This is a genomic window from Allobosea sp. CCNWLY174 (genome assembly GCF_037120455.1).
Taxonomy (GTDB): domain Bacteria; phylum Pseudomonadota; class Alphaproteobacteria; order Rhizobiales; family Beijerinckiaceae; genus Allobosea; species Allobosea lupini.
This window is the reverse complement of sequence record NZ_JBBBBQ010000001.1, coordinates 173,057-190,263: the sequence shown is the minus strand read 5'-3', so window position 1 is coordinate 190,263 and position 17,207 is coordinate 173,057. Positions and strand designations below refer to the sequence as shown.

Annotated in this window: 13 protein-coding genes; 6 read left to right on the top strand and 7 right to left on the bottom strand. The window is 66.2% G+C overall.

The window, feature by feature from the left end; translation table 11 throughout:
• Positions 1-21: 21 nt before the first annotated feature.
• On the bottom strand, positions 22-1,494 hold the full coding sequence (gene sufB / locus V7S63_RS00950; protein ID WP_100960609.1) for a Fe-S cluster assembly protein SufB: 1,473 nt from the start codon (positions 1,492-1,494) through the stop codon (positions 22-24).
• A gap of 60 nt (positions 1,495-1,554) precedes the next feature.
• The gene (locus V7S63_RS00945) at positions 1,555-2,760 is read right to left on the bottom strand and encodes a cysteine desulfurase family protein (protein WP_336528891.1); all 1,206 of its coding nucleotides are present in this window, start codon (positions 2,758-2,760) and stop codon (positions 1,555-1,557) included.
• 290 nt (positions 2,761-3,050) lie between these two features.
• Here V7S63_RS00945 and V7S63_RS00940 point away from each other — a divergent pair, with 290 nt between their 5' ends.
• Both V7S63_RS00940 and tyrS read left to right on the top strand, forming a co-directional pair.
• Positions 3,051-3,722 carry an alpha/beta hydrolase gene (locus tag V7S63_RS00940; RefSeq protein WP_091828656.1) on the top strand — a complete coding sequence of 224 codons (672 nt, stop codon included), beginning with the start codon at positions 3,051-3,053 and terminating at the stop codon, positions 3,720-3,722.
• A gap of 132 nt (positions 3,723-3,854) precedes the next feature.
• A complete protein-coding gene (gene tyrS / locus V7S63_RS00935) occupies positions 3,855-5,105 on the top strand; it encodes a tyrosine--tRNA ligase (protein WP_336528890.1) in 1,251 nt (416 codons plus the stop codon).
• Between the two features lie 62 nt (positions 5,106-5,167).
• Here the strand turns inward: tyrS and V7S63_RS00930 are convergent, their stop codons facing one another.
• The gene (locus V7S63_RS00930) at positions 5,168-8,647 is read right to left on the bottom strand and encodes a hypothetical protein (protein WP_336528889.1); all 3,480 of its coding nucleotides are present in this window, start codon (positions 8,645-8,647) and stop codon (positions 5,168-5,170) included.
• Positions 8,648-8,867: 220 nt separating this feature from the next.
• On the opposite strand from V7S63_RS00930, the gene V7S63_RS00925 reads away from it, so the two are divergent.
• Both V7S63_RS00925 and V7S63_RS00920 read left to right on the top strand, forming a co-directional pair.
• A complete protein-coding gene (locus tag V7S63_RS00925) occupies positions 8,868-9,332 on the top strand; it encodes a peroxiredoxin (RefSeq protein ID WP_336528888.1) in 465 nt (154 codons plus the stop codon).
• A 148-nt stretch (positions 9,333-9,480) separates the two neighbouring features.
• The gene (locus V7S63_RS00920; RefSeq protein WP_336528887.1) at positions 9,481-10,758 is read left to right on the top strand and encodes a peptidoglycan DD-metalloendopeptidase family protein; all 1,278 of its coding nucleotides are present in this window, start codon (positions 9,481-9,483) and stop codon (positions 10,756-10,758) included.
• 99 nt (positions 10,759-10,857) lie between these two features.
• Here the strand turns inward: V7S63_RS00920 and prfB are convergent.
• The 3 genes from prfB to V7S63_RS00905 form a co-directional block, all read right to left on the bottom strand.
• A protein-coding gene (prfB, locus tag V7S63_RS00915) for a peptide chain release factor 2 (protein ID WP_100960621.1) occupies positions 10,858-11,986 on the bottom strand; the annotation gives its coding sequence in 2 pieces (ribosomal slippage) (positions 10,858-11,916 and positions 11,918-11,986; 1,128 coding nt in all).
• Between the two features lie 106 nt (positions 11,987-12,092).
• On the bottom strand, positions 12,093-12,875 hold the full coding sequence (locus V7S63_RS00910; RefSeq protein ID WP_336528886.1) for a fumarylacetoacetate hydrolase family protein: 783 nt from the start codon (positions 12,873-12,875) through the stop codon (positions 12,093-12,095).
• Between the two features lie 10 nt (positions 12,876-12,885).
• On the bottom strand, positions 12,886-13,482 hold the full coding sequence (locus V7S63_RS00905) for a helix-turn-helix domain-containing protein (protein WP_336528885.1): 597 nt from the start codon (positions 13,480-13,482) through the stop codon (positions 12,886-12,888).
• A 135-nt stretch (positions 13,483-13,617) separates the two neighbouring features.
• On the opposite strand from V7S63_RS00905, the gene V7S63_RS00900 reads away from it, so the two are divergent.
• Positions 13,618-14,316: an aspartate/glutamate racemase family protein gene (locus tag V7S63_RS00900; protein WP_336528884.1), complete on the top strand. Its 699-nt coding sequence runs from the start codon at positions 13,618-13,620 to the stop codon at positions 14,314-14,316.
• The gene (locus tag V7S63_RS00895; RefSeq protein WP_336528883.1) at positions 14,313-14,720 is read left to right on the top strand and encodes a RidA family protein; all 408 of its coding nucleotides are present in this window, start codon (positions 14,313-14,315) and stop codon (positions 14,718-14,720) included. The genes V7S63_RS00900 and V7S63_RS00895 overlap by 4 nt, the downstream gene beginning before the upstream one ends.
• Here the strand turns inward: V7S63_RS00895 and V7S63_RS00890 are convergent.
• Positions 14,714-17,161, bottom strand: a complete 2,448-nt coding sequence (locus V7S63_RS00890) for a penicillin-binding protein 1A (RefSeq protein ID WP_091828631.1) — start codon at positions 17,159-17,161, stop codon at positions 14,714-14,716. The two genes, V7S63_RS00895 and V7S63_RS00890, sit on opposite strands and share 7 nt — an antisense overlap.
• Positions 17,162-17,207: the final 46 nt, after the last annotated feature.

Sequence of the window (17,207 nt, the reverse complement as noted above, 5' to 3'; positions counted from 1 at the left end):
ACAAGCCCGACCATGACGGGCTCAGCCGACCGAGCCTTCCAGCGAGATCGTGATCAGCTTCTGCGCCTCGACGGCGAACTCCATCGGGAGCTGCTGCAGCACCTCCTTGACGAAGCCGTTGACGATCAGCGCCACCGCCTCCTCCTCGGAGAGGCCGCGCTGCTGGCAGTAGAACATCTGGTCCTCGCCGATCTTCGACGTGGTCGCCTCGTGCTCGAAGATCGCGGTCGCGGTCTTGGCCTCGATGTAGGGGATGGTGTGCGCGCCGCACTGGTCGCCGATCAGCAGCGAGTCGCAATTGGTGAAGTTGCGCGCGCCGGTCGCCTTGCGATGGGCCGAGACCATGCCGCGATAGGTCGAGTCCGACTTTCCGGCGGCGATGCCCTTGGCGATGATCTTCGAGGTCGTGTTCTTGCCGAGATGCAGCATCTTGGTGCCGCTATCGACCTGCTGAGCCCCGTTCGACACCGCGATCGAGTAGAACTCGCCGCGCGAGCCGTCGCCGCGCAGGATGCAGGACGGGTACTTCCAGGTGATCGCCGAGCCGGTCTCGACCTGCGTCCATGAGATTTTCGAGTTCCTGCCGCGGCAATCGCCGCGCTTGGTCACGAAGTTGTAGATGCCACCCTTGCCTTCGGCATCGCCGGGGTACCAGTTCTGGACGGTCGAGTACTTGATCTCGGCATCGTCGAGCGCGATCAGCTCGACCACCGCCGCATGCAGCTGGTTCTCGTCGCGCTTGGGCGCCGTGCAGCCTTCGAGATAGCTCACATAGGAGCCCTCGTCGGCGATGATCAACGTGCGCTCGAACTGGCCGGTGTTCTGCTCGTTGATGCGAAAGTAGGTCGACAGCTCCATCGGGCAGCGCACGCCCTTGGGGATGTAGACGAAGGAGCCGTCGGTGAAGACCGCGCAGTTCAGCGTTGCAAAGTAATTGTCGGTCACCGGCACGACGGTGGCGAGGTACTTCTTCACCAGCTCGGGATGCTCCTTGATCGCATCCGAGATCGAACAGAAGATCACGCCGGCCTCCGCCAGCTCCTTCTTGAAGGTCGTGACGACCGAAACCGAGTCGAACACGGCATCGACCGCGACGCGGTTCTCCGGCGCGACACCGGCCAGGATCTCCTGCTCGCGCAGCGGGATACCGAGCTTCTTGTAGGTCTCCAGGATCGCCGGATCGACCTCGTCGAGCGACTTCGGATCGGCACCCTTCTTCGGCGCGGCGTAATAATAGATGTCCTGGTAATTGATCGGCGGATAGTTGACGCGCGACCAGGTCGGCTCGGTCATGGTCTTCCAGCGGCGGAAAGCATCGAGCCGCCATTCCAGCATCCATTCCGGCTCGCCCTTGCGGGCCGAGATGTAGCGGACCGTGTCCTCGGTCAGGCCTTTGGCCGGCTTGTCGACCTCGATCTCGGTGACGAAGCCGTATTTGTACTCGGTCACGTCGATCGACTTGACCTGATCGATGGTCTCCTGGACCGCTGCCATGTCTACACTCCTGTCGCGGGTTCAAGGCCCGCCGGTTCGGTCTTGGTCTTGCGCAAGGCCTCAGGCGGCTGCCTGAACCTTCCGGTTCGGGTTCGCGGCCAGCGCCTTGGCATAGGCCGCGATGAATTGGTCGATGTCCGCCTCGCAGGTGGTCCATCCGAGCGAGGCGCGCAAGGCCCCTTCGCTCATGACAGGGTCGACGCCCATGGCCGTCAGCACGTGCGAGCGCCTGACCTTGCCGGAGGAACAGGCCGAGCCCGAGGACAGGGCGACGCCGGAAAGATCGAGCATGATCAGCGCCGTTTCGGCCTTGATGCCGGGCGTGGCGAAGGCGGACGTGTTGGGCAGGCGCGGAGCCTTAGCGCCGAAGATTGCCGTATCGGGCGCGAGCAGTATCAGCCGTGCCTCCAGCTGGTCACGCAGCGCCGTCAGACGTGCCGCTTCCCCGGCGAGCGCCTTGCTCGCCTCTTCCGCCGCGACGCCAAAGCCGACGATGCCCGGCATGTTCTCGGTGCCGGCGCGCCAGCCGCGCTCCTGGCCGCCGCCGCGCAGGGGCTTGTCGACGAGTTCGAGTGCGCCGGTGCGGAACACGATCGCGCCGACGCCCTTGGGGCCACCGATCTTGTGGGCGGACAGCGTCAGAGCATCGACGCCCAAAGCATTGATATCGATGGCGATCTTGCCGGCGGCCTGGACTGCGTCCGAGTGTACGAGCGCGCCATGGCGCCTGGCGATGGCGACGATCTCGGTGATCGGCTGCAGCACGCCCGTCTCGTTGTTGGCGAGATGGACGGAGACCAGCGCACGCTCGTCCGGCCGTTCCGCCGCGAAACGGGACAGCCGCTCATCCAGCCAGCCGAGATCGACGAGCCCATCGCCATCGACCGGGATCGTCTCGGCCTGGCCGATCGGGAAACGATGACCGTCCCGCACGCAAGGATGCTCGCTGGCGCTGGAGAGCAGCAGCGTCACCGGCGCCCGCACGCAATCGCGCGCGCCGCTGCAATCGCTGAGGCCGGGCGACAGGATCGTCGCGTTGGCCTCGGTGCCGCCGCTGGTGAAGACGACATTGCTCGCCTTGGCGCTGCAAAGCGCCGCAACCTGTTCGCGCGCCTTTTCGATCGCGCCGCGGGCCGCTCGGCCCTCATTGTGGACGGAAGACGGGTTGCCCGGCATCTGCAAGGCCCGCAGCATCGCCTCGGCCACGACGGGGCGAACCGGCGTCGTGGCGTTGTGGTCGAGATAGCTGCGGGTCGTCGCGAACACCTGCGCTCATGCTCCGCTCTGGCGGGTTTGCCCGAACACGCGGCACGAAATGCTTGAAATCGCACCCCCGCGCCGTGCTATAGCCGCCCGTCCGAGCCGCGATGAACCGGAACCGCAAGCAGACCTTGCTCGCACGTTCCGGTTCTGTTCACGGCTGTTAGAACCATTCTAAGCGCTTGATGTAGGGCGCGAGCGGCGGGGTCGTCAAGGGTAGGCAGGCTTTTCGGCGGCAGCAAAGCCGCTTTTCAGCCCGCTGCCTGCGTGCCTCGCCCGACAAAAGGCGAGATGTGATGCCAGAGGTGATTTTCAACGGACCGGCCGGCCGGATCGAGGGGCGGTACCAGCCCGCCAAGAAGCGCGGCGCGCCGCTGGCGATCATCCTGCATCCGCACCCGCAATTCGGCGGGACGATGAACAACCAGATCGTCTACAACCTGTTCTACACCTTCGTGAACCGCGGCTTCTCGGCGCTGCGCTTCAATTTCCGCGGCGTCGGCCGCAGCCAGGGCCAGTTCGACCACGGCGCCGGCGAGCTTTCGGATGCCGCAGCCGCGCTGGACTGGATGCAGGCCCTGAACCCCGAGGCCAAGAGCTGCTGGATCACCGGCGTCTCCTTCGGCGCCTGGATCGGCATGCAGCTCCTGATGCGCCGTCCTGAGATCGAGGGCTTCCTCTCGATCGCCGCGATGGCCAACCGCTACGACTTCTCCTTCCTCGCGCCCTGCCCGTCCTCCGGCCTGTTTGTGCATGGTTCGGAAGATCGCGTCGCCCCGGTGAAGGAGGTGATGGCGGTGATCGAGAAGGTGAAGACCCAGAAGGGCATCCAGATCGAGCATGCCGTGGTCGAGGGCGCCAACCACTTCTTCGACGGCCGCGTCGACCAGCTGATGGAACAGGTCGGCGTCTATCTCGACCGCAAGGTCGGCCCCGAGATCCTCAAGAGCGAGCAGGAAAAGGCCTGAGCGCCAACGCCGTCATGCTCGCCCTCGTGGCGAGCATCCATGTCTTGCACACTGCCTGCGACCAGAGAAGACGTGGATGGTCGGGACAAGCCCGACCATGACGCGAGAACCGCCAAACCATCGAGTCCCGTCATGAACGCCTTCAAGTCCGATTTCCTCCGCGTGCTCGACGAGCGCGGCCTGATCCACCAGATCTCCAATCCTGAGGAGCTGGACAAGCTCTGCCTGCAGGGGCCGCAGACGGCCTATGTCGGCTATGACGCGACCGCGACCAGCCTGCATATCGGCAACCTGATCTCGGTCACCATGCTCTACTGGTTCCAGGAGACCGGGCATCGGCCGATCACGCTGATGGGCGGCGGCACCTCGATGGTCGGCGACCCGTCCTTCCGCGACGACCAGCGCAAGCTGCTCTCGATCGAGGAGATCAACGCCAATATCGAAAGCATCAAGAAGGTCTACTCGCGCATCCTGCGCTATGGCGACGGCCCGACCGACGCGCTGATGGTCAACAACGCCGACTGGCTGCTCAAGCTCAACTATGTCGAGTTCCTGCGCGATGTCGGCCGGCACTTCTCGGTCAATCGCATGCTCTCCTTCGACTCGGTGAAGCTGCGGCTCGATCGCGAGCAGTCGCTGTCCTTCCTCGAATTCAACTACATGATCATGCAGGGCTACGACTTCGTCGAGCTCAGCCGCCGCTATGATTGCCGCCTGCAGATGGGCGGTTCCGATCAGTGGGGCAACATCATCAACGGCGTCGACCTCTCGCACCGCATGGAGGGCAAGCAGCTCTTCGCGCTGACGACGCCGCTGCTGACGACCTCGTCGGGCGCCAAGATGGGCAAGACCGCCAGCGGCGCCGTCTGGCTCAATGGCGACCTCTTCAGCCCCTATGAGTTCTGGCAGTATTTCCGCAACACCGAGGACGCCGATGTCGGCCGCTTCCTCAAGGTGTTCACACGCCTGCCGCTGTCCGAGATCGCCAGGCTTGCCGCGCTCGGCGGCTCGGAGATCAACGAGGCCAAGAAGGTGCTGGCGACCGAGGCCACCGCGCTGCTGCACGGCCGCGAGGCGGCCGAGGCGGCGGCCGAGACCGCCCGCAAGACCTTCGAGGAAGGCGGAGCCGCCCAGGACCTGCCGAGCGTCCAGGTACCGGCAGCCGAGCTGAACGCCGGCCTCGGCGTGCTCAGCGCTTTCGTCAGCGCCGGTCTCGTGCCCTCGACCGGCGAGGCCCGCCGCCAGATCAAGGCCGGCGGCCTGCGCGTCAACGATGCGCAGGTCTCGGACGAGCGCGCGACGCTGACGCCGGCCGATCTGGTCGACGGCGCGGTCAAGCTCTCTTTCGGCAAGAAAAAGCACGTCCTGTTGCGGCCGGTGTGACCGCTACACTTGGCAAATGCGAGCTGGAGCTCTCGGTTCACATCGCGAACCGAGCGCCTATTCTAGCGCTCCGGAGTTCCTGGCACGGTAGCGTTGCCGCCGGGTCGCCCTTGCCCCACCGGTCCGCCGCCGAGCGGGTCGACGAAGCGGCGTAGGATACCGGGCGCAATGGCCGAGAGCGGGTTCACCGTCATGGTCGGCTGGCTGGCAGAGCCCGAGACGCGGAAGTTGACTGCGAATAGCCCGCCATACTGCCCACCACCAAGGATCATGCCGACCACAGGCACCTGAGCGAAGGCGTTGTTGAAAGCATAGCCGGGCACGAAAGTGCCGCCGATATCGACGCGGTCGCGCCCATAATCGACATTTCCCTGGATCGTGAAGCCGACCTGCTGGCCCCAGAGCACCGCGTCGTTGATGTCGATCCGGCTGGCGCTGCGCACGAACTCGGCGCGCAGTTTGGTGAAGGCGACATCGCTCGCATCGATGCGCGGGGCTGGTGCGCCAGTGCTGTCGAGCGCGCCCGGCGCCTGAGAGCCCGGCGGGCCGACGACGCGGCGCAGGGCCGGCTCGTCCCGCACCGTGAAGTTGCGCAGGAGCAGCTCGCCCGGCTGGCGCCCCTCGGCGGCCCCGATCTGCAGCACGAGGTCGCCGCCATAGGCACGACGATAGAGGTCGAGGAAGCGCAAGGTGGCGCCGCCGTTCTCCGACTGCACCACGATCGAACCCGGCCCCTCACCCTGCCTGACCTGCTTGATCGAAAGGTCTGCCTTGCCGATCCGGCCCTGATAAGCGATCGAGCGGACGGCACCGTTCCGGCGCGAGAGTTTGAGCTGCGAATTGCCGAGCGCCTCGCTGTTGAAGCCGGTCAGGATTGGCACATCGAGATCGAGGTCGAAATCGGGGCCGGACGCGGCGTTCTGGCCGCCGCGTGCGCCGCTTCTGGAGGGGGCGGCAGGCGCATCGAACAGCTCGCGGATGAAGGGCCGGGCATCGAGCACCGCCCCGCGCACCGAGAGCTTGGTCAGGCCGCCATCGCGGCCGATCTCGACCTTGGTCAGGTTGTCGCCCGGCGACAGGCGCAATTGCAAGAAGCTCGCGCTCTCGAACGCGTTCTGCCTGGTCAGCGAGATTCGCCCCTTGGCCAGGAGCGGCGCGCTCTCGATCGTCAGATCCTCCAGATCCGGACCGTCATCGTCGACGACATAGGTGAAGACTGCCTTGCCTGCGCGGCCGGCCGGCTTGCTGATGCCGGGCACGCCGGTGTCGATCGCCGCCTTGGTCAGGTCGACCTCGATGCGCGGCGGCGCCTCGGGGCTCTTGCCGAGCGGTTTCACGACCTTGACCTGCATCGCCCCGCTGAGGCCAGTCTCGGGGCCGAGGCCACGCCGCTTCAGCGCGGCACTGTCGAGATTGAGCGAAACGGTCGCCTCGCCTTGGCCCTTTGCATTCTGCCTCAGCTCGATCGGCGCCCTGTCGCCGCCGACCCTGCCTTCGCCCTTGATCGCGAGCTGGCCGCGGTCGTAGTTCAGCGCCAGATTGGCGCCCTCGAGCTTTTCGCCACCGAGCAGATTGTCGGAGGCGACGTTCGAAAGCGTGCCAGTGCTGCGAATCAGCACGTCATTGAACGTCAGATCGTTGACCAGCGGCAGCGAGAGCTGGTTGGTGAGATCGATCGAGCCGCGCAGCGCACCCGGCTCGATCTTGAGCGGCGAGAATTCGCGCAGCGACGGGAAATTGAGGAGCGCGACCAGCGCATCGGCCGGGCCTGTCGACTTGAAGCCGATCCGCGCCTGCGGCCGGTCCGCCCAGGTGTCGGACATGGCGAAGGTGCCTTCGCCGAGCTGGAGCTTGCGGCCCTCGCCGACCTCAGCCGTGGCCTGCAAGATCGTGAGATCGACGGTGCGGCCGGTCGTCGAGCCGACGACACGGGCATCGGTGAGGAGCGGCAAGCCGGGATTGGGCAGGAAACTGACCTGCGAGGCCTTGAGGCTCACGGCGACGGCGTCGTCATCCATGCCTTTGCCGTCCGCCAGCCGGGCGTTCGCCTCCGGTGACATCGCCAGCCTGACGTCGATCTCCTCGACCCGCCCGCTCTTCACCATCTCGACCAGCGCCCCATGCAGCCCGGGCGAGGTCACGGCCGGCCAGACGGCGAGCGCCGCGCGCATGTCGGTATCGACGGCCCTGATCTGGAAGCGATGCGAATTCTTGTCGTCGCGCCGGCGCGCCATGCCCGAGCCTTCGGCGTTGATCAGCGGCCCCTTGAACGAGAGCTGGCCCATTCTGATCTCACCCGCGCCGGGGTCGACCTCCAGCTGCGTATGCAAGGTCGAAATGACGACAGCGGGATCCTTGTCGATGCCGGCGACCTGCCCGGCACCCTCAAGCGCCAAACGCCAGATGCCGCTCTCGTTGCGCGCCTCGCCGCGGCTGGCGAGCCTGGTCTCGCCAGCCTGGAGCTGGGCGGTCGCGATCTTGACCGTCTTGAGGCCGTCCTCGCTGGTGAAGTCGAGCTTGGCGCCCTGGATCTCGACCGGGGCGAACCCGGCATTGGGGACCTTGACCACCCCCGGCGCGACGGAGAGCCCTGCGGCGATCCTGCGTTCGCCGCCGCCGGTCTGGGTCATCGAGATCTTGCCACTGAGCGCCAGGCCATCGAGAGCGACCATGGCGTTGCCGAAGGCCAGCGCTACCGCCTCCGCCGGTTCGAAGCGCTGGATCTCGATGGTCGCGCTGCGCGTCCCGTCCGGCGCGCTCGCAAGGTCGATCGCCAGCTCCTTCCAGCGCGGACCGATCCGCCCCTTCATCGACAGCCGGGCCTGGCCGCCGCCGAACCGCTCGAGCTTGATGTCCACATCCTCCAGGCCGGAGCGTTGCCGTCCGGCCGGGTCGATCAGCGTCACCCGCGCCCCGCCGATGCCGGCGACCTCGAGCGAGCCGAGCAGCCCCTCATTAGAGACCAGCGCGCCGATCGCGTTCATCGCCCCGGCAAAAGCGTCCCAATCGACGGGGTCGCCTGCAACCGGCGCCTTCGGAGACTGCTCCGGCTGGGCGTCCTGCTCCAGCAGCAGCGAGCCGTCCTGCCTCACGCCGAGCCGGATGTTGACGCCGCGCAGGTCGAGCGAGACCAGGCGGATATCGCCGCGCAGGAGCGCCATCGGCTCATAGCCCAGCACCGCCTCGGGCGCCCGGAACGATGCGCCGCCGGCATGCCGGAACGAGACTTCGCGGACCCGCAGGCGCGAGCGGCCATCGACGCGGTCGAGCTCGGCATTCCCCGCTTCGACCTTCCAGTTCGGGCCGAGCCGCTCCTCTATCGCTGCCGAGATCCGCCCCTCCAGTCCCGGCAGAGGAACGACGCCGGTCACCAGCAAGGCGACGCCGCCGAGCCCTAGGGCCACCATGGCCATGCAGACCGCAGCCGCGACCACGACGATCCCACGCCAGGCGCGCCTGGTTACGGCAGCGACCTCCTGGCACTCCGCCTCGGAGGTCCTGGCGGGTGCTGGGGCCGCGTCGATCTTGCTGTCCTTGCTCAACGAATCGCTTCTTGTCTTGTTGGTCGAATCGTGCGGATCGATGCGATGGCTGGTGCGAGGGCCGCCGAGCCATTCGCATGATGCGCCTGATCCCGGGAGCGGTACAGCAACGGCAGGCTAGCTGATTCGTTCCCAGCGGGTCCGGTTTGTGATCTAAGCCGGCTTGCGGCGTACCGCTCTACCGGCCGTTACATGTGATCGCGACCAAAGGAAGGCGAAGATGGCATTGAGCGAAGGCATCCAGGCCCCCGACTTCACCTTGCCGACAGATGGTGGCGGCTCGCTGACGCTGTCCAGCCTGCGTGGTGGCAAGGTCGTGCTCTATGCTTATCCGGAGGACAACACGACGAGCTGCACCAACGAGGCGCTGTCCTTCAACGCGCTGCTGGACGATTTCGCCGCCGCCGGCACAACCGTCATCGGCATCTCGCCGGATTCGGTGAAGAGCCACGACAAGTTCAAGCAGAAATACGACCTGAAGCTGACGTTGGTCTCCGACGAGGAACGCCAGGCGATCGAAGCCTACGGCCTGTGGGTCGAGAAGCAGATGTATGGCCGCCACTATATGGGCGTGGAGCGCAGCACCTTCCTGATCGACGAGGCAGGCAAGATCGTCCGCGTCTGGGCCAAGGTCCGGGTCAAGGGCCATGCCGAGGCCGTGCTCGCGGCCGCCCGGGAGCTCTGAGGCCGGCTCGCGGAGATCCGCAAAACCCGCTGCGATTTGCGATTGGTTAACCCTAACGAGGTCTAATCATCCTATCGCAGCGTCACTCCCGGTTTTGCGTATGACCTCCTTGGATTCCCGTGCTCAGGCCGCCGGCCACGAGCTTGCAGTGACTGGCATTCTTGCCCGCCGCAGCTTCACCGTTCGCCGCTCGACCGCGGTGCTCGGTCTCAGCCTCCTGGCGCTGACCACTGCCTGGAGCGGCGCGACGAGCTGGTACATCCTGCGCAAGGACGACCTCGCCGCGCGGCTGATCAGCCGCGAGACCTCCCGCCAATACGCCTATGAGGATCGGATCGCCGCCCTGCGCGCCGATGTCGACCGGCTCGCCAGCCGCGCCTTGCTTGACCAGGACGGCGTCGAGGCCCGCGTCGGCGAGATCGCCGCGCGCCAGGCCGAGCTCGAATCGCGACAATCTCTGGTCAGCGCTGTCGCCGAAAGCCTGCAATCGGCAGGGATCGGTGTGTCGCAGGCGGCCAAGAACCCGCTGCGCCAGCGCATGATCAAGCCCGAGGAACCGGTCCGCGCCTCCGGCGTCACCAGCTTCGCGCCCTTCGCCCCGGGCAAGCCGACTCCGGCGCCGGAGACCCTGCCGCTGCGCGGCGCCGACGACCGCCCGGCGCCCTGGCAGTCGGGCGAGGCCGAAGCGCCGGTCGCGCCGGCCAAGCGCGTCGCCGAGGCCTTGACCCAGCTCGACCAGTCGATCGAGCGCAGCTCGGTCACGCAACTCGCAGCCTTGCGCGAACTCGACAGGAATCTCGGCGATACCCAGAAGACGCTGCGCAGCGCCCTTGCCGAAACCCGCCTGGACACCGACAAGCTCGCTGTCGCCGTCCAGGCCCCGAAGGGCGTCGGTGGCCCCTTGGTCCCGGTCAATCTCGATCCGTCAGCGGGGCCGTTTGAGGCAACCCTGAGTTCGCTGCAGCCGCGTATCGCGACCGTCTTCCGCCTCCGCGGCCTCGTCGAGCAGCTGCCGCTGCGCCGGCCGCTCGCGGGAGAACTCGAGCTGAGCTCCAATTACGGCTATCGCGCCGATCCCTTCACGCGTGGCGCGGCCCTGCACACCGGCATGGACCTGCGTGCCGAGCACGGCTCGCCGGTACGCGCGACCGGCCCGGGCAAGGTCGTGACGGCCGAGTATTCCGGCGGTTACGGCAATTTGGTCGAGATCGAGCATGCCGGCGGCCTCAGCACCCGCTATGCCCACATGTCGGCGATCCTGGTCAGCGAGGGGCAGATGGTGACGGCCGGCACGCTGGTCGGCCGCGTCGGCTCCACCGGCCGCTCGACGGGCCCTCATCTGCACTACGAGACACGCATCGATGGCGAGCCTGCCGATCCGAATCGTTTCCTGCGTGCCGGCGACAAGCTGGCCGGGCAGCTCTGACAGTCCGCGACCGACGAGCGCAACTCCTGACAACCGGCTGCAGCATTGACCTGCAACCGGTTGTTTTGATTCGATAAGCCAGTCGAAGCGAGCCCGCTCTCAGTCGATGTCTTCGACTTCGACGCTCGTGCCGTAGACACGCTGCGCCAGCGACGCTTCCATGAACGGGTCAAGATCGCCGTCGAGCACATCGGAGGGCGCCGTCGAGGTCACGCCCGTGCGCAGGTCCTTCACCAGCTGATAGGGCTGCAGCACATAGGAGCGGATCTGGTGGCCCCAGCCGATATCGGTCTTGGAAGCCTGCTCGGCGTTGGCCTTCTCCTCGCGCTTCTTCAGCTCCGCCTCGTAGAGGCGCGCGCGCAGCATGTCCCAGGCCTTGGCCCGGTTCTTGTGCTGCGAACGCTCCTGCTGGCAGGCCGCCACGATACCGGTCGGGATATGGGTGATGCGCACCGCCGAATCGGTGGTGTTGATGTGCTGGCCGCCGGCACCCTGGGCCCGGTAGGTGTCGATGCGGCAGTCGGATTCCTTGATGTCGATGACGATGCGGTCATCGACGACTGGGTAGACCCAGACCGACGCAAAGGACGTCTGTCGCCGCGCATTGGAGTCGAACGGCGAGATGCGCACCAGCCGATGCACGCCCGACTCCGTCTTCAGCCAGCCATAGGCGTTATGGCCCTTGAACTGCAGCGTGGCCGATTTGATGCCGGCCTGGTCGCCGTCCTGGTATTCCAGCATGTCGACCTTGAACTTTCGCCGCTCGCCCCAGCGCCGATACATGCGCAGCAGCATCTCGGCCCAGTCCTGGCTCTCGGTACCACCGGCGCCGGGGTGGATTTCGACATAGGTGTCGAGCATGTCGGCTTCGCCGGAGAGCAGCGATTCGACCTGCAGCCGGCCAGCCTCGACCTCGACCGTCCTGATCGCAGCTTCGCCCTCGGCGATCGTGGCCGCGTCGTCTTCCATCTCGCCGAGCTCGATCAGGGTCAGCGCATCCTCGACCTCACGCTCGAGCCGCGTGATGCCCTCGATCTGCGTCTCGAGCTGGGTACGCTCGCGCATCAGCTTCTGCGCGGCTTCCGCGTCGTTCCAGAAATCGGGGCCTTCGGAGAGCGCGTTCAGCTCCGCCAGGCGTCGTTGTGCGACATCCCAGTCAAAGATGCCTCCTCAGCAGTCCGATCGACTGCTTGGCGTTGTCGAGTTGCGTCTGGATTTCGGGTCGCATGATTGGTTCGCGTTGTCCGCTTTCGGTCGCTGTTGGCAGCTGGAGATAGGGGGGATGATGCCAGCTGTAAATGCTCAATCGTCGACGGTAACCGGCGGAGCAAGCTTCAGGCGAACGAAACTCCGATTGCGCCGAGTCGGCCGAAATCGGCGTGGAAGACATCGCCGGCCACCACGTCGACGGCGCGCGTGAAGGAGCCGCAGAGCACGATCTCGCCCCGTCGGAGCGTGACGCCGTGAGCTGCAAGCTTGTTGGCGAGCCAAGCGATGCCAGCTGCGGGATGTCCCATAATCGCCGCCGACACGCCCGATTCCTCGATCACGCCATTGCGCGACAGCGTAGCACCGATCCAGCGCAGGTCGGCCTCATATGGCCGCACGATCCTCCCGCCGGTTACGAGTGCACCGAATGCGGCATTGTCGGCGATCGTATCAGTCACGACGAGTGGCGCCTCCGTGCGAAAATCTATGATCTCGAGCGCCGGCATGACGAACTCGGTCGCACGCAGCACATCGTGAACCGCGCATCCCGGCCCGGTCAGATCCTCGCCCATGACGAAGGCGAGTTCGACCTCGATCTTGGGCGCCAGAAACATCGCCGCGGAGATCTGGCTGCCATCGCGGAACAGCCGGTCATCGAGGATGCAACCATAGTCCGGCTCGGCGATCCCGGCAGCGATCTGCATGGCCCGTGACGTCAGGCCGATCTTGTGTCCGACGATACGAGCGCCTCCATCGAGGCGTTGGCGCACATATGACGATTGGATACGGTAGGCTTCGTCGAGCGTTATCTCGGGATGGAGCATGCTGAGCTGGGGCATGCGCTGGCGCGTCCTCTCCGCTTCGACAAGCAGCTCGGCGGCCTGATGGGATTGCTCTTCGGTCAACATCGCTTGGCCCTCAGATGGTTTCAATGATGAGCATCGCGCTGGTATCTGGCTCGCGAGCTGCGAACAGATGCGGGACGTCGGCCGGGTAGCTGATGAAATCGCCCGCGGACAATTCGACGGCGCTTCCGATCGGGCCGGCCAGGGCACGCCCCTGACAGAGCAGAAGGTGCTCGACCGTGCCAGGCCGATGCGGCTGGGATTCATGCGGCTGACCAGGCTGCACGACGAGCCTGTAGATGTCTCGTCGCGCCGCGGGCGGGCACGTCGCGAGCAACGTCGCAGCATAATCCGATTGCTCTGCGCGTACCGTCGCTCCCTGCCCGGCGCGCACCACGGTCACACCCTGTCGCGGCGGTTCGATCAAGCGGCTGACCGGCACGCCGAGGACGCCAGCCAGTCCCCAGAGAGTCTCGATGCTCGGGTTACCGTTGCCGGCCTCGAGCTGCGACAGCGTCGATTTCGAAAGGCCAGCGCGCTTCGCCAAATCGCTTGCCGTTAGCCCCAGACGCTCACGCTCGCGACGTACGGCGAGTGCGACAAGCGCGCTCGGTCCGGTTGCGTCCTCTGCCGGGCCGTGATGCGGCCCCTTCTCGGCTCCGATCGACATGAGACACACCCTCTTGACCGGCGGCTCCGCCGATTCTCTTGACCGGCATCCCACCAATAGCATTATATTGTACTGTTGTTCGATATAATGCAACACAAGGCACCACTTTGACGGCGCCAGTCTGGAGATCGGAGAATGACGCTGCATATCGGTATTGTCGGCTGCTCGGCCGAGGGGGCGGCACTGTGCTACCGCACGATCTGCTCAGAAGGAGCAGCGTTGCTTGGCCCGCATGCCCACCCGGAAGTATCGCTGCACACCCCCTCCCTCGCGGAGTATGTCGCGTACCTCGATCATGGCGACTTAGTCGGCGTTGCCGACCTTATGCTCGCCTCGGCGCATAAGCTTGCGTCCGCCGGTGCGGATTTTCTGATCTGCCCCGACAACACGATCCATCAGGCATTTTCGCTGTTGGCCGGGCGCTCACCGCGTCCATGGCTGCATATTGCCGAAGTCGTGGCCGCAGAAGCGCAGCGGCGCGGCTGTCGTCGCCTCGGCCTCACCGGGACGGCGTGGCTGGTCGACAGCGAAGTCTACCCTGAGGCCCTCGACCGTATCGGCCTGGAGTGCCGCAGGCCGTCCGCCGCCGATCGCGACCTGACAAGCAGGATCATCATGGACGAGTTGGTCTACGGAAAATTCTGCCGGGATTCAGTCCTGACGTTCCAGCGCGTCATCGACGACTTCAAGAGTCAGGGATGCGATGCCGTCATTCTCGGCTGCACCGAAATCCCGCTCATCATCGATGACGATAATTCCGCGCTGCCGACACTCGATTCGACTCGATTGCTCGCTCGGGCGGCGTTGCGACATGCAATGGGAGAGGACCGGTGAGCGCGCGGCGCATCGTCAAAGTACCGGTACTCTCTGCGGCACTCCGGGATATGAACGTGCCGTTGTCGCCGGTGACGGCCGGAGGCGGTCTGGTTTTCGTCTCGGGAATGCCGCCGCTGGATCTCGACAGCGGCAAGCTTCGCGAGGGCGACATCGCCACCCAGACCAAGGCCTGTCTGGAGGCTTTGCTGCATTGCCTGACGGCGGCCGGATCGCGTGCCGAAAACGTCCTGATGATCCGGGTCTACGCCGCGAACGCCGGCCATTACGACACGATCAACCGGGTCTACGCTCAATTCTTCCCGGTCGATCCACCGGCCAGAACCTTCGTCCCGGTCGCGTCCTGGCCAAAGCCCTTCGATCTTGAGATCGACTGTACCGCGCTCGGCCCGGCGGCTCAGTAGAGACCGCCGGTACCCGAGCCGACCGAGCGCCCGCCCGCCGGCGCGACGCTCATCGCCCCGCCGGTGCCGTCCGAAGCGCCGATCACCGAATAGCTGTCCGGCGGCGCCGTGCCCGGCTTGAAGGCTTCGAGGATGCCGCCCTCGCCGCCGGCGCGCATGCCGGTGCGGGGATCGACGCGGATCAGCTTGATGCCGGGCGGCACGCGGAACGGCGTCGCCGGCTTGTCCTTCAACGCGACCTGCATGAAGTCGCGGAAGATCGGCGCGGCGTACTGGCCGGCCGTCGCCGAGTTGCCGAGCGACTTCGGCTTGTCGAAGCCCATATAGACGCCGACGGCGAGGTCCGGCGAGAAACCGACGAACCAGACGTCCTTGGCGTCGTTGGTCGTGCCGGTCTTGCCGGCGAGCGGCTTGCCGACCGACTTGACCACCGTCGCGGTGCCGGCATTGACGACGCCTTCGAGCATCGAGACCATCTGGTAGGCGGTCAACGGATCGAGGACCTGCTCGCGATTGTCGATCAGGCGCGGCTCACGCTGGTTGCTCCACTTTTCGGCCTCGCAACCTTCGCAGGTGCGCTGGTCGTGCTTGAAGATCGTCGCGCCCCAGCGGTCCTGGATGCGGTCGATCAGCGTCGGACGAATGCGCTTGCCGCCGTTCGCCAGCATCGAATAGGCCGCAGTCATCCGCATGACCGTGGTTTCGCCGGCACCGAGCGACATCGAGAGCACCGGCAGCATGTCGTCATAGATGCCGAAGCGGCGGGCATACTCCGCGATCAGCGGCATGCCGACATCCTTGGCGAGGCGCACCGTCATCAGGTTCTTCGAGAACTGGATGCCGTAGCGCAGCGTGCGTGGGCCGGTGAACTTGCCGTCGTAATTGCTCGGCGTCCACATGCCGAGACCACCGCCCTGGTCGACCTCGATCGGCGCGTCGAGCACGATGCTGGACGGGGTGTAGCCGTTGTCGAGCGCGGTCGCATAGACGAAGGGCTTGAAGGACGAGCCCGGCTGGCGCAGCGCCTGCGTCGCGCGGTTGAACTCGGACTGGTCATGCGAGAAGCCGCCGACCATGGCGAGCACGCGGCCCGAGAACGGGTCCATCACGGTGATCGCGCCATTGACCTCGGGCATCTGGCGCAGGCGAACCTGGCCCGGCTTGCCGTCGATCGGCTCGACATAGACGACGTCACCCGGCGAGACGGCCTGCGACACGCGTGTACGCCGCGTCCAGCGGATGCCGTCCGGCCCGAGCGTCACCGTCTCGCGCTCCGGACGGAGCTGGCCCGAGGCTTCGCGGACAGGCTGCAGGCCGAGGCGAGCGCTGTCGCCGCTGGCGTCGAGAACGACGGCCAGGCGCCAGGGCTTGACGTCGCCGAGCACCGGCAGCTCGGCGATGGCGAGGCCCCATTCGCGGCTCGCGGCGTCGATCTTCTGGATCGCGCCGCGCCAGCCGCGCGCCTCGTCGAAGCGCACGAGACCGTCGACCAGCGCCTTGCGCGCCATCAGCTGCATCTTGGGATCGACCGTGGCACGCACCGAGAGGCCGCCTTCGAGCAGCTTCTTCTCGCCATAGCGGTCCTGCAGCTCGCGCCGGATTTCCTCGGCGAAATAGCCGGCGGCGATCTGGTTCGGCGAGACCGTGCGCGGGTTGACGCCGAGCGGCTGCTTCTTCGCAGCATCGGCATCCGGCCGCTTGAGGAAACCGTTCTCGGCCATGCGGTCGAGCACGTAGTTGCGGCGCTCGATCGCGCGCTCGCGGTTGCGGAACGGGTGCAGGTCGGTCGGCGCCTTCGGCAGCGCGGCGAGATAGGCCGCCTCCTGCGCGTTGAGCTCATGCACCGACTTGCCGAAATAATTCAGCGCCGCAGCGGCGACGCCGTAGCTGCCCTGCCCCGGCGCCGGCGCGCCGAGATAGATCTCGTTGAGGTAGAGCTCGAGGATCTTGTCCTTCGAATAGGTCGACTCGATTCGCAGCGCGATCAGCGCCTCGCGGATCTTGCGCTCGATGCTCTGCTCGGAGCCGACCAGGAAGTTCTTCGCCACCTGCTGGGTGATGGTCGAGGCGCCCTGCGGCCGGCGGCCGGAGCCGCGATTGCGGAAGTTCGAGACCGCGGCGCGGGCCAGGCCCTCGGGGTCGACGCCGAAATGCTTGTAGAAATTCTTGTCCTCGGCCGAGAGGAAGGCGTCGATGATCAGCTTCGGCACCGCCTGGATCGGCAGATAGAGCCGCCGTTCGCGCGCGAACTCGGCGATCAGGCTGCCGTCGCCGGCATGGACGCGGCTCATCACCGGCGGCTCGTAATTCCGCAGCTGCGCCGAATCGGGCAGGTCCTTGGAGTAGTGCCAGATCACGCCGGCCGCGCCCGCGACGCCGATCACGAACAGGATCGTACCGACGGCGAACGCCCATCCGAAAAGGCGCAGTATGAACCGCATCGAGAATTTTGACCCTGGCTAGCGGCAGTATCGGCGCCCTCCCCCT